Annotated in this window: 12 protein-coding genes and 1 pseudogene; 8 read left to right on the top strand and 5 right to left on the bottom strand. The window is 72.8% G+C overall.

The window, feature by feature from the left end:
- Positions 1–83: 83 nt before the first annotated feature.
- The gene (locus tag AB0I22_RS31690; protein ID WP_363134416.1) at positions 84–1,436 is read left to right on the top strand and encodes a diaminopimelate decarboxylase; all 1,353 of its coding nucleotides are present in this window, start codon (positions 84–86) and stop codon (positions 1,434–1,436) included.
- Here AB0I22_RS31690 and AB0I22_RS31685 read toward each other — a convergent pair.
- Complete coding sequence (locus AB0I22_RS31685; protein WP_363134415.1) at positions 1,420–1,686, bottom strand: hypothetical protein; 267 nt, start codon at positions 1,684–1,686, stop codon at positions 1,420–1,422. The genes AB0I22_RS31690 and AB0I22_RS31685 overlap by 17 nt on opposite strands.
- Before the next feature lie 213 nt (positions 1,687–1,899).
- Here AB0I22_RS31685 and AB0I22_RS31680 point away from each other — a divergent pair, with 213 nt between their 5' ends.
- Entirely contained in the window at positions 1,900–3,216 is a 1,317-nt protein-coding gene (locus tag AB0I22_RS31680) for an esterase (RefSeq protein ID WP_363134414.1), read from the top strand.
- Positions 3,217–3,226: 10 nt separating this feature from the next.
- Here AB0I22_RS31680 and AB0I22_RS31675 read toward each other — a convergent pair whose 3' ends face one another.
- Positions 3,227–4,108: a MurR/RpiR family transcriptional regulator gene (locus AB0I22_RS31675; RefSeq protein WP_363134413.1), complete on the bottom strand. Its 882-nt coding sequence runs from the start codon at positions 4,106–4,108 to the stop codon at positions 3,227–3,229.
- A 69-nt stretch (positions 4,109–4,177) separates the two neighbouring features.
- Here AB0I22_RS31675 and AB0I22_RS31670 point away from each other — a divergent pair, with 69 nt between their 5' ends.
- Entirely contained in the window at positions 4,178–5,740 is a 1,563-nt protein-coding gene (locus AB0I22_RS31670) for a cytosine permease (protein ID WP_363134473.1), read from the top strand.
- A 141-nt stretch (positions 5,741–5,881) separates the two neighbouring features.
- Here AB0I22_RS31670 and AB0I22_RS31665 read toward each other — a convergent pair whose 3' ends face one another.
- Positions 5,882–7,252 (bottom strand): acyl-CoA synthetase, encoded by a 1,371-nt coding sequence (locus AB0I22_RS31665; RefSeq protein WP_363134412.1) that lies wholly within the window; start codon positions 7,250–7,252, stop codon positions 5,882–5,884.
- Positions 7,253–7,345: 93 nt separating this feature from the next.
- Between AB0I22_RS31665 and AB0I22_RS31660 the strand changes: the two genes are divergently transcribed.
- Complete coding sequence (locus AB0I22_RS31660) at positions 7,346–7,774, top strand: hypothetical protein (protein WP_363134411.1); 429 nt, start codon at positions 7,346–7,348, stop codon at positions 7,772–7,774.
- 519 nt (positions 7,775–8,293) lie between these two features.
- On the opposite strand, the gene AB0I22_RS31655 is transcribed toward AB0I22_RS31660, so the two are convergent.
- Both AB0I22_RS31655 and AB0I22_RS31650 read right to left on the bottom strand, forming a co-directional pair.
- Complete coding sequence (locus AB0I22_RS31655; protein WP_363134410.1) at positions 8,294–9,214, bottom strand: aminoglycoside phosphotransferase family protein; 921 nt, start codon at positions 9,212–9,214, stop codon at positions 8,294–8,296.
- A gap of 248 nt (positions 9,215–9,462) precedes the next feature.
- Positions 9,463–10,848: a cystathionine beta-synthase gene (locus tag AB0I22_RS31650; RefSeq protein WP_363134409.1), complete on the bottom strand. Its 1,386-nt coding sequence runs from the start codon at positions 10,846–10,848 to the stop codon at positions 9,463–9,465.
- A gap of 194 nt (positions 10,849–11,042) precedes the next feature.
- Between AB0I22_RS31650 and AB0I22_RS31645 the strand changes: the two genes are divergently transcribed.
- From AB0I22_RS31645 to AB0I22_RS31630, 4 genes and pseudogenes are all read left to right on the top strand, one after another.
- Positions 11,043–12,062, top strand: coding sequence for an SGNH/GDSL hydrolase family protein (locus tag AB0I22_RS31645; protein WP_363134408.1), 1,020 nt, complete (start codon positions 11,043–11,045; stop codon positions 12,060–12,062).
- A 388-nt stretch (positions 12,063–12,450) separates the two neighbouring features.
- On the top strand, positions 12,451–12,882 hold the full coding sequence (locus tag AB0I22_RS31640; protein ID WP_363134407.1) for an Rrf2 family transcriptional regulator: 432 nt from the start codon (positions 12,451–12,453) through the stop codon (positions 12,880–12,882).
- A 109-nt stretch (positions 12,883–12,991) separates the two neighbouring features.
- Positions 12,992–13,360, top strand: coding sequence for an antibiotic biosynthesis monooxygenase family protein (locus tag AB0I22_RS31635; protein ID WP_363134406.1), 369 nt, complete (start codon positions 12,992–12,994; stop codon positions 13,358–13,360).
- A 300-nt stretch (positions 13,361–13,660) separates the two neighbouring features.
- Positions 13,661–14,015 (top strand): annotated as a pseudogene (locus AB0I22_RS31630) (hypothetical protein); the annotation flags it as partial.

The following is a 14,015-nucleotide window of genomic DNA, read 5'->3' as shown; positions in this document are numbered from 1 at the left end:
GGTGGAAGGTCAACACCGCATGGGGGCACGGAACAGGCCACGGAACGGTGGCCCCAGCGCCCGCTCAATGGTGAAGTGGGCTGATGAACCAAGGAATCTCAGACGCCGAACGGTCGGCCGCGCGCCGCGACGCCGCGGTGCGGGCCGCCGTGGAGCAGGGCTTGATCGGGCCGGGCGAACCGGTCGTCGGACTGTTGGACGTGGCGGGCATCCGCGCCTCCGCCAGGGCGCTGCGCGCGGCGTTCGAGGAGGTCAGCGCACCCGGTACGGCGGTGCTGCACGCCTTCGCGGTGAAGGCGGCGTCGCTGGTGCCGGTGTTGCGGCTGCTGTCCGAGGAGGGGCTGGGCTGCGAGGTGGCGAGCCCCGGCGAACTGGCGCTGGCCCGCGCGGCGGGCGTGCCGCCGGACCGTACGGTCCTGGACTCGCCCGCCAAGACCCCGGCCGAATTGCGCGAGGCGCTGGCGCTGGGCATCGCCGTCAACGCCGACAATCCGGACGAACTGGCCCGCCTGGACTCCCTGACCCGCTCCGCACCGACCGCCTCGCCACTCGGCCTGCGAGTGAACCCGCAGGTGGGCGGCGGTTCGATCGGCGCCCTCAGCACGGCCACGAAGACATCGAAGTTCGGGGTGGCACTGCGCGACGAGGGCGCGCGGGAGTGGGTCGTACGGGCCTTCGCCGACCGCCCCTGGCTGACGCGGCTGCACGCCCACGTGGGGTCGCAAGGCGTGCCGCTGGAGCTGATGGCGCGCGGCGTCCGGGAGACGTACGAACTGGCGGAGGAGATCAACCGCACGGTGGGCCGGCAGCAGGTCGACACGGTCGACCTCGGCGGCGGACTGCCGGTGAACTTCGGCTCCGACGAGATCGATCCGACGTACCGCGCGTACGCCCGGCTGCTGGCCGAGACCGTGCCGGGGCTGTTCGACGGCCGGTACGGGCTGGTCACGGAGTTCGGCCGGTCCCTGCTCGCGAAGCACGGCACGATCCTGGCCCGCGTCGAGTACGCCAAGTCCGCGGGCGGCCGGGCCATCGCCGTGACGCACGCGGGCGCCCAGGTCGCGATGCGCACGGTCTACGCGCCCCAGTCGTGGCCGCTGCGCGTCGCGGCATTCGACGAGAAGGGCCGCCCCAAGACGGGCGACCTCCTCCCCCAGGACGTGGCCGGCCCCTGCTGCTTCGCCGGCGACCTGATCGCCGAGAACCGCCCCCTCCCCCGCCTGGAGGCAGGCGACCACGCCGCGCTCCTCGACACGGGCGCGTACTACTTCTCGACCCACTTCGCCTACAACAGCCTCCCGCGCCCCGGCGTCCACGGCTTCGCGACGGACGACGACACCGTGCGCTTCACGCCCGCACGCGCCCCGCAGTCCATCCCGGACCTGGTCGCCGAGAGCGGCGGAGACTACGCGACGGGCCTCAGCGAGCTGGGGTGAGGGGCGCCACGGCAGGAGGGTGAACGGCCGTTCGGTGCCTGCGCGCGGTGTCGGAATGGCCGGACCGGCCCATGCCGACGAAGGCCGCGAACCCGGGCCGCTCGATGGCCGGCGGCATGGAGTCGTCCTCGTCCACGTACCGGGCGAGGTCGGGGTCCGACCTCAGCAGGGCGAGCGCGCGGGACGCGCGGTCCGGGGGGAGCCGGTCCAGCAGGTGGCGCAAGCGCTCGTAGTCCTCCGCGGCCGTCATGGCTCCGAGCGTACGCGGCCGGGTGTGCCGGGCCCGGGCTCCTGCGCGGCTCTCACCCGAACGTGCCCGCCCCCGCCCCGCCCTCGTCCCCGCCCCGTCATACCCCGGTATCACCTCCCCTTTGGCTCCGTCGTATGACGCCCCGGCGCCCCTCGCCGCCATAGCGTCGACCGCAGTGATCCGCCGGTCGTGGCGGGGTACGGGAGGAGCGCAATGTCGGCGTACGACAGCAGGCAGAACAATCGGCGGCCGGGCCGCCGCCGCGTCCTGGCGGGGGTCGCCGTGCTGGCGGCCGCGGGGGTGCTGGGGACGGTCGGGGCGGCGGCGCCGGCCGAGGCGCGGGGCGGGGACGCCCCCGCCGTACGGGTCCAGCGGGCGGCGCGCGCCGAGCTGCCCGCGCCCACCGGGCCGTACCGGGTCGGGACCAGCTCGCTGCACCTCACCGACCACAGCCGGGCCGACCCCTGGAAGCCCGCGGAGCGGCGGGAGTTGATGGTCAGCTTCTGGTATCCGGCCGCTGGAGGCGGCAAGCGGACCGCCCCCTACATGGACCCGAAGGCGGCGGCGCACTTCGGGTCCGAGGAAGGGGCCGCGTCCTTCAATCACCATCTGCCCGTCGGCAGGACGGACTGGGCCGCCACCGGCACGCACGCCGCCGAGGGCGCGCCCGTCGCGCGCGGCGGGAAGCGGCCCGTCGTGCTGTACTCGGCGGGGCTCGGCGACCCGCGGACCTGGAACACCGGGCTCGTCGAGGAGCTGGCCTCGCGCGGCTACGTCGTCGTGACCGTGGACCACACCTACGAGGCGTCGGAGGTCGCCTTCCCCGGCGGCCGGCTCGCCCCCTCCGTCTTCCCGGACCTGCTCAAACAACCCGGTCTCGACATCGGCGGCGTGCTGCGCAAGTCCATGAAGACCCGGGTGGCCGACTCCCGCTTCGTACTCGACCGGCTCGGTTCCCTGCGCCACGAGCGCGGGCTGCCGCGCGGTCTCGCCGGCTCCCTCGACCTGCGCCGCATCGGCATGGCCGGGCAGTCCGCGGGGGGCTTCACCGCCGCCCAGACCATGCACGACGACCGGCGCGTCAAGGCCGGGATCAACATGGACGGTCAGATGGACTTCCCGGACGCCAAGGGCGAGGGCAGTGAGCTGAGTTCGGTGGCGCGGGACGGGCTGGACCGGCCGTTCCTGCTGATGGGCACGGACGCGGAGGGTTCCGGGGACCACACCCGGCAGCCGTCGTGGGGCGCGTTCTGGAAGAACACCCACGGCTGGCGCGGGAATCTGACGATGCGGGGCGGGCAGCACGGTTCGTACACGGACGCCGCGGCCCTCCTCCCGCAGCTCGCCCGCCAGGGGGCGGTCCCGGCGGACGTCCTCAAGCAGGGCATCGGGACGGTACGGCCGGAGCGGTCGGTCGCAGCCGTACGCGCGTACACGGTGTCCTTCTTCGACCGCTGGCTGCGGGGGCAGGACGACCATCTGCTGGACGGGCCCTCGCAGCGCTTCCCCGAGATGACCTACGCGGAGTAGCGGGCCGTCCTCACTCCGCGAACAGCCCCCGCTCCGCGGCCTTGGCGTCGAACTCCTCCAGCCGGGACTGCGCGTCCGGCAGTTCGTCGCACATGGCCTCCAGCAGCACCCGCCCCAGCAGCATCGGCGCGCACGCCGTGTCGAAGGCCAGGCCGGTGCCCACGGCGGCCGGGAGGAGGAGGTCGCTGTGGTGGGCCACGGGGGCGAAGGCGCTGTCGGCGACGGTGACCACCCGCAGGCCGGCGCCGCGCGCGTACTCCAGTGCCTCGACGACCTCGCGCGGATGGCGCGGCAGCGCGAAGCAGAGCAGGGCGGTGCCGCCCGCCCGTACGGCCGCGTCCACGCGGTCCGCGAGCATCGTGCCGCCCTCGTCGAGGAGCCGTACGTCCGGGTGGACCTTCCGGGCGAAGTAGGTGAAGCCGGCGGCCTGGGCGGAGGCGGCGCGCAGGCCGAGTACGGGCAGCGGGCGCGAGCAGGCGAGGAGCCGGCCGGCCTCGGCGACGGGGGCGGGGTCGGCGAGGAGCGCCGCGAGGTGGCGGAGGTTGTCGATCTCGGCGTGGACGGCCTGCTGGTATTCGTTGTACGAGCCCTCGCCCGCGAGCTGCCCGGCGGGCGCGACCTCGCGCAGGTGCCGGCGCAGCGCCGGGTAGCCGTCGAAGCCGAGGGCGACGGCGAAGCGGGTGACGGAGGGCTGGCTGACGCCGGCCAGCTCGGCGAGTTCGACGCTGGAGTAGAACGGCGCGTCGCCCGCCTGCCGCACCATGCAGTGCGCGATGCGGCGCTGGGTGGGGGTGAGCCGGTGTCCTTCGAAGAGCTTCTGGAGCCGCGCGGCAGCTCCGGACACCCCTTCTGAGCTGCCGTTATCGGTGGCGCTCCCGCCGTTGTCACGCATGCTGTCCTCCTGGCGTTCTCCGCCGGACTATTGACATCTATTCACTCACCTATGACTGTGCATGACTATATGCAGCCCCGGGCCCCGCCCGAACGCACAGCCATAGGGAGGCACGGGATATTGGCCATCGAACGCCGCTCCATCGACGTCGTCCCGGACGACGAACGCCATGGCACCGCCTTCAGCCAGTTCACGCTCTGGCTCGGCGCCAACCTCCAGATCACCGCCGTCGTCACCGGCGCCCTCGCCGTCGTCTTCGGCGCGACCGCGTGCTGGGCGCTGGCCGGGCTGCTGCTCGGCAATCTGCTGGGCGGCGCCGTCATGGCGCTGCACTCCGCCCAGGGGCCGAAGCTCGGGCTGCCCCAAATGATCTCCTCCCGTGCCCAGTTCGGGGTGCGCGGCGCCGTCGTGCCGCTGCTCCTGGTCATCTTGATGTACATCGGTTTCTTCGCCAGCGGCACGGTCCTCGCGGGCCAGGCCGTCGGCGAGCTGACGCACCTCGGGGACACCGCGGGCATCGTGATCTTCGCACTGGTCACGGGCGTCACCGCGGCGGTCGGCTACCGCCTCATCCACGCCCTGGGCCGCGTCGCCTCCCTCGTCTGCGCCGTCGCCTTCCTCTACCTCGGCGCGCGCCTGCTCCAGCGGGCCGACCTCGCGACGCTGCTGCACGACCGCTCCTTCGGGCTGCCCGTCTTCCTGCTCGCGATCTCCCTCGCCGCCTCCTGGCAGCTCGCGTTCGGCCCGTACGTGGCCGACTACTCCCGCTACCTGCCGCGCTCCACCTCCGGCCGGGCCACGTTCTGGTGGACGCTGGGCGGCTCCGTGCTCGGCGCGCAGTGGTCGATGACCTTCGGGGCGCTGGCGGCGACGGCCGCGGGCGGCGCGTTCGTCGGGCACGAGGTCACCTACATCGTGGACCTGGGCGGCGACGCGGCGCTGGTCACCGCGGCCCTGTACTTCGTCATCGCGTTCGGCAAGCTCACCATCAACGTGCTCAACACCTACGGCGGCTTCATGTCGATGGTGACCAGCATCGGCGGCTTCCGTGAGCAGCGGACGATCACACCGCGCGCCCGCGCCGCGTACATCGCCGCGATCATGGTCGCGGGCACGGCGGTCGCACTGCTCGGCAAGGACAGCTTCCTGTCCTCCTTCAAGGACTTCCTGCTCTTCCTGCTGACCTTCTTCACGCCCTGGAGCGCCGTCAACCTGGTCGACTTCTACCTGATCTCCAAGGAGCGCTACGACATCGCGGCGCTGAGCGACCCCGCCGGGCGGTACGGCGCGTGGCGCGCGCCCGCCCTGATCGCGTACGGGGTCGGGGTGCTGGCCCAGTTCCCCTTCCTGGCGACGTCGTTCTACACCGGACCGCTGGTCGGCCCGCTGGGCGGCGCGGACATCTCCTGGATCGTGGGACTGACCGTGCCGGCCGCCCTCTACTGGCTGCTCGCGCGCGGCGACGGCGGCCCCGCCGTGCCGGGGGAAACGGCCGACGGTTCCGCCGTGCCGGGGGAAGCGGCCGATGGTTCGGCCGCGCCGGAGCGGACGGGCGGCGCCCCCGCCGCGCTCGACGAAGCGGCCGACGACCGCGCCGCCACGGAGCGGGCGCCCGGCCCCCGCACCGTCTGAGCGAGTGGCCGCCGACCCGCACCGCCGGACGAAGCGGCCGACAGCCCCGCGGCCTCACAGCGGGCGGCCGATGGCCCGCCGCCCCGCCGCGTACACGGCCGACGGCCCCGCTACGCCAGGAGAAGCGGCCGACGGCTCCGGCTACACCGGGGGCAGCAGCTTCTTCTGCGGCTTCCCCATCGCGTTCCTCGGCAGCTCCTCGATGAAGCGGACCCGGCGCGGCCGCTTGTGCGCCGAGAGCCGCCCGGCGACGAAGTCGATCAGCTCCGCGTCGCCGACCCCGTCGGCCACCACATAGGCGACGATCTCCTGCCCGAGGTCCTCGTGCGGAACGCCGACGACGGCCGCCTCGCGCACCGCCGGATGGTCGAGCAGGGCGTTCTCCACCTCGCCCGCGCCGATGCGGTAGCCGCCCGACTTGATCAGGTCGGTGGAGGCGCGGCCGACGATGCGGTGCGCGCCGTCCGCGTCGATGGCCGCGATGTCGCCCGTACGGAACCAGCCGTCGGCCGTGTACGCGGCGGCCGTGGCCTCGGGGCGGCCGAGGTAGCCGTCGAAGAGGGTCGGGCCGCTGATCTCCAGCTCGCCGATCTCCGCGCCCGGCTCGGCGGCGATCCGGGTGCGTACGCCCGTGATCGGCGTCCCCACGTACCCGGGCCGCCGCTCGCCGTCGGCGCGGGCGGCCACGGTGATCAGCGTCTCGGTCATGCCGTACCGCTCCACGGGCCGCTGCCCGGTGAGCGCTTCGAGATCGCGGAAGACGGGGGCGGGCAGCGCCGCGCTCCCCGACACCAGCAGCCGGGCCCCGGCCAGGGCCCGCGCGGCGGCGTGGTCGCGGGCCACCCGGCCCCAGACTGTGGGCACGCCGAAGTACAGGCTGCCGCCCGCCGCCGCGTACGCCTGCGGGGTCGGGCGGCCCGTGTGCACGAGGCGGCAGCCGGTGCGCAGCGCGCCGAGCACGCCGAGGACCAGCCCGTGCACGTGGAAGAGCGGCAGCCCGTGGACGAGCGTGTCCTCGGCGGTCCACTGCCAGGCGTCCGCGAGGCCGTCGAGCCCGGCGGCGACAGCGCGGTGCGGGATGAGCGCGCCCTTGGGCGCGCCGGTGGTGCCCGACGTGTAGAGGATGAACGCGGCCGCCGCCTCGGACGGCCGCGCGCCCCGGAAGTCGGCGCGCTCGGCCAGGTCCACGGTGAGCTCCTCCCCCGCCCCGAGCACGAGTTCCGCGCCCGAGTCGCGCAGGATGTGGTCCCGCTCGGCGGGGCCCGAGTCCGGCGGCAGCAGCACCAGCGGCACCCCGGCCAGCAGGCCGCCGACCACGGCGGCCACCGTCTCCAGCGTGGCGTCGGCCCGTACGGCCACGGACTTCGCGCCCGCGATACGGGCCGCCACCGCGCCGCCCGCGCCCAGCAGCTCCGCGCGGGAGCAGGAGCGGTCCGCGACGGACAGCGCGTCGGGGCGGTCGGGGGCGTCGGGGTCCGTAAGCGAGGTCAGCAGGGAGGCGGAGTCGTGCACGGCTGCTCCTTCCACGGGGCCCGGGCGGCCCCACCGTGAATACGGGGGTTAGCCCCACTTCCACGGGGCCTCGCCGACCGTATCGTTGCCGGTATGACGGCCCGCGACCCAGAGCTGAAGAAAGAACTCGACGCCACCTTGCAGACCCGCAAGGAACTGGGCGTGGAGTACGAGTCGGAGCTGGTCGACTCGTTCCTGGAGAAGGTCGAGCAGAAGCTCGACGGGACGCTCGACAAGCAGGTGCGACGCCGGCTCGCCGAGCACCAGATGTCGACGGCCCGGGGCCCGCAGCAGCGGCCGGGCGGCGGCCCCGGCGTGGACAGCTTCGGCGAGCGGTTCGGCTTCGCGACCGTCTCGCTCGTGCTCGCCATCCCGCTCTCCGCGATCGGCACGGCCAACGCGGGCCTGGCCGGACTGCTCGTGACCTGGGCCGGCATCGTCGGCGTCAACGTCGTCAACGCGGCGGGGTACGTGCCGTGGTTCCGGCAGCGCTTCGGCAAGGCGGACGACAACTGGTCGTGAGCCCGTTCATGACGGCTCGTTGACGGCCCGTGTCGATGCGTACGGCCATGGGGGACGTAAGACGGCCCGTGCTCATGAGTACGGGCGCAGGGAACGGCCGGCCGGGGAGTGGCGCGGGGACCGCCGCACCCCGGCCGGAGCCGGGGGCGGGACGACGGCGGTCCCCGCGAGGGGCGCGGACCGGGTGAGGACCGGCGCTCGCGCCCGGGCGCCCATGGAGGTCCGGGAGCCGCTCCGGAGGTCCTTGGCACCACACGGGTGTCGGTTCGAACGGATGTCCTCGCCGACACCTCTCAATATGCCGGACCCGTGTTAAATGCGTGCTGCGGGCGCGTGACTCATACGTACCGTTTACGCGAAAGAAGCGGCCCCTGTCGGCCCGTTCACTCCGCGCGCGACATCCTGGGCACTGCCCTTCAGGGCTCCTTCGACGCCATGCGCAGCATGAACACCCGCGCGGAATCGGCCCGCACGGGCCTTTCCGCTGTCCGGCCCTGGGGGCCTACCGGCCGGCTGGGCTCACGAACGGCTCGCGAGCCACTTCTCGGCCTGCTCCGCGTACTGCGGCGCCCATTGCGGGCTCCAGCGCCGGAAGTAGACGTGCATGTTCAGCGCGTGCAGCACATGCCCGAGATCGATGCGCCGCTCCCAGTCGTCCGGCAGCGGGCACGCGGCGGCGTAGGACGCCAGGAAGACCTCGCGGCCGGCCCCGAACGCGTCGAAGAGATGCTCGTCGAGCTTGCCGAAGTCGCGGAACCTGTCCGCGTACGTGGCGTGTTCGAAGTCGAGAACGCAGCTGATCCGCCCGTCGCGCACCAGGAAGTTCGGCAGCCACAGATCGCCGTGGGTGAGGGCCGGGACGTTCGCCGAGTCGTCCAGCCCCGCCACGGCGGCGCCGATCGCGGACCGGAGGGCGTCGGCGTCACCGATCAGACCGAGCTCGGCCCCCGGGATCAGCGCCTCCACCTCGGCCTCGACCGACTCCTTCAGGGATGACGCCACGGGCCCGCCCAGCACGTTCCCGAAGTGGGGCCCCCTGATGGCGTGCAGCCGCCCGATGATGTCGCCGAGATCCCTGACCAGCGCCATCCGCTGGTCGAGGCCGAGGGATTCCCACACCTCGCCCGCGGCGTCGCCCTCCTCGTACTCCTGGATGAGCAACGGACCGCCCATGGACGGCTCGTGCTCCACCAGCCGCCGGTACCGCACCACGGGGATGCCGTGTTCCGCCGCCACCTCGGCATTGGCTACGAGCCGCCGCAGGTGCCCGGGGTCCGGCTCCCGCTGCGGGACCTTGACCAGCAGCCGGCCCTCGTCGGTGTCGGCCACCCACTGCTTGCTCGTATAGCCCTTGTCGAGTGGGCGGACCGATGTGACCCGGCTTCCCGGACACTCCCTCCGCAGCAGGTCCCGGATCGTGCTCGCGGTATCGGCGGACATGGAGATCTCCTGCTGTCGGCGGCGGGAAGACGGGTCGGCGCCCGCGTCGGAGAGATCCTGCGGCGCCCCCGCATCAGGCCAACTTAGGCCATGTGCAAGGCCGGTCGCGCCCCGCCGGCCCTGTTCCCGCATACCTTCGAGCCCCGACCCACCGGGGCGGGTCGGGGCTCGAAGGCGGCTCGGCGGCGGGCGGTCCGAGGCGCCTGCTCGACGGGCGCAAGCGCCCGCCGAGTCGGCCGCGCCACTTCCTACTTGGCGGTCTTCGCCAGGAACGCCAGCAGGTCCTGCCGGCTCACGACGCCCTTCGGCTTCCCCTCGACCAGCACGATCGCGGCGTCCGCGGTGCCCAGCACGGCCATCAGGTCCGCGACCGGCTCGCCCGAGCCGACCTGCGGCAGCGGGCCGCTCATGTGCTTCTCCAGCGGGTCGCCGAGCGAGGCGCGCTGCGCGAACAGGGCGTCCAGCAGTTCCCGCTCGACGACCGAGCCGATGACCTCGGCCGCCATCACGTCGGGGTGGCCGGCGCCGGGCTTGACGATCGGCATCTGCGAGACGCCGTACTCGCGCAGCACGTCGATGGCCTCGCCGACGGTCTCCTCGGGGTGCATGTGGACGAGCGAGGGCATCGCGCCCTCCTTGTCCCGCAGCACGTCGGCGACGCGGGCCGTCGGGCCGCCCTCCTCCAGGAAGCCGTAGTCGGCCATCCACTCGTCGTTGAAGATCTTCGACAGGTAGCCGCGGCCGCTGTCCGGCAGCAGCACGACGACCACGTCGTCGGGGCCGAGCCGCTTGGCGACCTCCAGCGCGCCCACGACCGCCATCCCGCAGGAGCCGCCGACCAGCAGGCCCTCCTCCTTGGCGAGGCGGCGGGTCATCTGGAAGGCGTCCTTGTCGGAGACGGCGACGATCTCGTCGGCGACCGACTGGTCGTAGGCGGTCGGCCAGAAGTCCTCGCCGACGCCCTCGATCAGATACGGGCGTCCGGAGCCGCCGCTGTAGACGGAGCCCTCCGGGTCGGCGCCGATGACCTTGACCCGGCCGTCGCTGGCGTCCTTGAGATAGCGGCCGGTGCCGCTGATGGTGCCGCCGGTGCCCACGCCCGCGACGAAGTGCGTAATGCGCCCCTCGGTCTGCTCCCACAGTTCCGGGCCGGTGGAGTGGTAATGGGAAAGGGGATTATTGGGGTTGCTGTACTGGTCGGGCTTCCAGGCGTTGGGCGTCTCGCGCACCAGCCGGTCGGAGACGTTGTAGTACGAATCCGGGTGTTCGGGATCGACGGCGGTCGGGCAGACCACCACCTCGGCCCCGTATGCCCGCAGCACATTGATCTTGTCGGTGGAAACCTTGTCCGGGCAGACGAAAACGCATTTGTAGCCCTTCTGCTGGGCCACGATCGCGAGCCCCACCCCGGTATTGCCGGAGGTCGGCTCGACGATGGTGCCGCCAGGGCGCAGCTCGCCCGACTCCTCGGCGGCCTCGATCATGCGCACGGCGATCCGGTCCTTCACCGAACCGCCCGGATTGAAGTATTCGACCTTGGCAAGGACTGTCGCCGTAATGCCCTCGGTCACGTTGTTGAGCTTGACGAGCGGGGTATTGCCGACTAGCTCGATCATCGAATGGTGAAACTGCACGGTGGTCTCCGCGGTCGGGGGCAGCCGTCGTCGCGTGCCCGTAGTACCAGCCTATTGCGCATCCGTTCACCGGAACGTCGCGTTGCGCGCACGGCCGCTCGGGGCAACTACCTGTTAGCAGGATGTGCGGCGCGGTCGCGCTCGGTAGCGGCGGCGCCCGGCACTCAGCGGTGGAACGGGAGGAGACCCGGCCTATGTCGATGTCCAGGGCGAGGGTCGCGCGGCGGATCGCGGCGGCGGCGGCGTACGGAGGCGGCGGAATCGGACTGCTCGGCGGGGCGGCGGTCGGCCTGCTGCTCACCGAGGTCCGGCTGGCGAAGCGGGTCGTCGGCGGCGCGAACGAACCGCCGCCCGGCGCCGACGGCCGGTACGGCGCCTCCTTCGTGCACCGGCTGCACCAGCCGCCGCTGCGGCTCGGCTTCCTCGGCGACTCCACGGCGGCCGGCCAGGGGGTGCACAGGCCGCGCCAGACGCCGGGCGCCCTGCTCGCCACGGGGCTCGCGGCGGTCGCCGAACGGCCGGTGGCGCTGCGCAACGTGGCCGTGCCCGGCGCGCAGTCCGACGACCTGGAACGGCAGACGACCCGGCTGCTCGCGGACCCCGGCCCGCCCCCCGACGTCTGCGTGATCATGATCGGCGCCAATGACGTGACGCACCGGATGCCGCCCGCCCGGTCGGTGCGGCTGCTGTCGGAGGCGGTGCGCAGGCTCCGGGAGGCGGGCTGCGAGGTGGTGGTCGGCACGTGCCCGGACCTGGGCACGATCGAGCCCGTATATCAGCCGCTGCGCTGGGTGGCGCGGCGGCTGAGCCGTCAGCTGGCGGCGGCGCAGACGATCGGCGTCATCGAGCAGGGCGGCCGTACGGTCTCGCTGGGCGATCTGCTGGGCCCGGAGTTCGCGGAGAACCCGCGGGAACTGTTCGGTCCGGACAACTACCACCCCTCGGCGGAGGGGTACGCGACGGCGGCCATGGCGGTGCTGCCGACGCTGTGCGCGGCGCTCGGACTCTGGCCGGCGGACGAGGAGCACCCCGACGAGACGCGCCGCGAGGGCATCCTGCCGGTGGCCCGGGCGGCGGCGCAGGCCGCCGCCGAGGGCGGCACGGAGGTCACCGGGGCCCGCGGCCGGTGGGCGCTGCTCAGGCACCGCAAGCGGCGGCTGCCGTCGGACGCGGGTACGGGCGCGGGCACGACGGAACACACGGCGACGGGGTGAGCGGGGGCGCGGGCGAGCAGCCGCGCGCCCGTACGGTCGAAGGCGGTCCGGGCCGGAGTCGCCGCCTGATGGCTCGGGCCCGGGCCGTAGGGCTCGGGCCCGGACCCTCGTCCTCGACGGCGTCTACGTCACCGCCACCGTCCTCGGCCCCAGGGCCCTGCCCAGCGCACCGGCGAACTCGCCCGTCGCCTCATCTGGACCGCCTGCGACGAACCCGACCGCCACTGAATCCGGCGCCATGCCCAACTCGGGGCGGGCCTTCCCGCCTCCGACCGACAGCGTTAGCGCGAGCCTGGCAACGCTGCGGGAGCCGTGACCGAGCATGCTCTTCGCTTGCCCAACCCTGTCGTAACAATTACGGTTACCCCGAAAAGGGAGGAGGGTGCGCGTGAGTGCCAACAGCAAGCTGACCGTCGCCATCCACGCGCTGGCGTGGGTGGGGCTTTACCAGAGCCGTGGGCATGACGTCGCCACCTCGGAACAGATCGCGGAGAGCGTGAACACCAACCCCGTGGTGATCCGGCGCCTGCTCGGCCGGCTCCGCGCCGCAGGGTTCGTACACTCACGGCGAGGCGCCGGCGCGGGGTGGATGATGAGCCGCGAGCTGACCGACATCACGCTGCTGGACGTGTACGACGCGATCGAGTCCGGCCCCCTGTTCGACATGCACCGGGCGGAGCCCAACCAGGGCTGCGTCGTGGGCGCCGGCATCCGGCCCGCCCTCTCGAACGTCTACAGCCGACTGGACCAGACGCTCCGCGGCGAACTGGCCCGGACGACGGTGGCCGACGTCCTGCGCGACACGCTTTCCGCCTCCTGACCACCGTGCGGTGTGCACGGCAGCCCCTTGGCCCCAAAATGTAACCATAATGGTTACATCAAACTCCGACGCGAACCGCCGCGCCGAACGCGAAGAGAGAAGAGAGAAGATGATGACCGAACCCACCAGCAGGAACCTCCCGACTCAGATCGTGTTCAACGCCTACTACCGGGTGCACCCGGACGACCGGCAGAAGTTCATCGACGCGGTCGTGCCCCATATCGGCTTCACCGCCGAGTTGCCGGGCTGTGTGTTCTACGTGTTCGCCGCCGACCTGCTCGATCCCAACACGTTCCACCTCTCGGAGGGCTGGGCCGACCAGGCCGCCCTCGACCGCCACAACGCCTCCGAACCCTTCCAGAACGCGCTGCGCGAGGTGATGACCAACGTCAGGATCCTGGATCACCAGGGCCAGCGCTACGAGATCGCCGATCAGGGCGCCGGGGACCCGCCCGGCGGAGTGGAGCTCACCGGCTGAACGCTGGGGAGTCGGCAGCCGCGCGACACCCACGCCTCCCGCGGGCAACGGGCGCCGGCCCCCCGACCGCGAACTCGGCGGGGCACCGCTCTCCGAAGCCCCGGAACGAACGCACGATCACGGGCACACACAACGAAGTTGACCCCATACCGTCAGCTCAGCCTTGCCTCTTCGCGCGGGTGTGCCGACGGGACGTGAGTGAGGCGTTTCCGGAACGTCAGCGGCCCCGGGAACAGTGGTGTCCAGAGGGCGGGAACGGCCGAAGAAGAGTCCCGCACGAGACGCAGGGAGAACCCGATCATGCGTACTTCCCGGATCCGCACCACCGCTCTGGCCACCGTCACCGCCGCACTGGCACTGGGCCTGACCGCCTGCGGCAGCGGCGGCGGCGACAACGGTTCGAAGGCGGCGAGCAGCAGCCACGACGCCGCTACCGCGCAGAGCCGCCTCGCATCCACCGGACACGACAGCGACAGCGGCAGCAAGGAAGGTCTGCGCCCGCAGAGCGCCTCCGGCGGTACGGACGCGGCCGCGAGCAAGAACTCGACGGCCGGCGGCGAGCAGTGCCGGGGCGACGAGATGCTGGTCAGCGCGGTGCACCGGTTCGCCGGACAGCAGGGCGACCACCTGCTCGTCACCGCGGTCAACAAGGGCG

This window comes from Streptomyces sp. NPDC050610, assembly GCF_040654875.1.
Taxonomy (GTDB): Bacteria; Actinomycetota; Actinomycetes; order Streptomycetales; family Streptomycetaceae; genus Streptomyces.
The sequence above is the reverse complement of the archived record's forward strand: the minus strand, read 5'-3'. Positions and strand labels throughout refer to the sequence as shown.

Excerpts from the sequence above, each read along its gene's own strand:
- AB0I22_RS31690 (WP_363134416.1), top strand. The coding sequence starts at position 84 with ATGAACCAAGGAATCTCAGACGCCGAACGGTCGGCCGCGCGCCGCGAC.
- AB0I22_RS31685 (WP_363134415.1), bottom strand. The coding sequence starts at position 1,686 with ATGACGGCCGCGGAGGACTACGAGCGCTTGCGCCACCTGCTGGACCGG.
- AB0I22_RS31680 (WP_363134414.1), top strand. The coding sequence starts at position 1,900 with ATGTCGGCGTACGACAGCAGGCAGAACAATCGGCGGCCGGGCCGCCGC.
- AB0I22_RS31675 (WP_363134413.1), bottom strand. The coding sequence starts at position 4,108 with ATGCGTGACAACGGCGGGAGCGCCACCGATAACGGCAGCTCAGAAGGG.
- AB0I22_RS31670 (WP_363134473.1), top strand. The coding sequence starts at position 4,178 with ATGCAGCCCCGGGCCCCGCCCGAACGCACAGCCATAGGGAGGCACGGG.
- AB0I22_RS31660 (WP_363134411.1), top strand. The coding sequence starts at position 7,346 with ATGACGGCCCGCGACCCAGAGCTGAAGAAAGAACTCGACGCCACCTTG.
- AB0I22_RS31655 (WP_363134410.1), bottom strand. The coding sequence starts at position 9,214 with ATGTCCGCCGATACCGCGAGCACGATCCGGGACCTGCTGCGGAGGGAG.
- AB0I22_RS31645 (WP_363134408.1), top strand. The coding sequence starts at position 11,043 with ATGTCGATGTCCAGGGCGAGGGTCGCGCGGCGGATCGCGGCGGCGGCG.
- AB0I22_RS31635 (WP_363134406.1), top strand. The coding sequence starts at position 12,992 with ATGATGACCGAACCCACCAGCAGGAACCTCCCGACTCAGATCGTGTTC.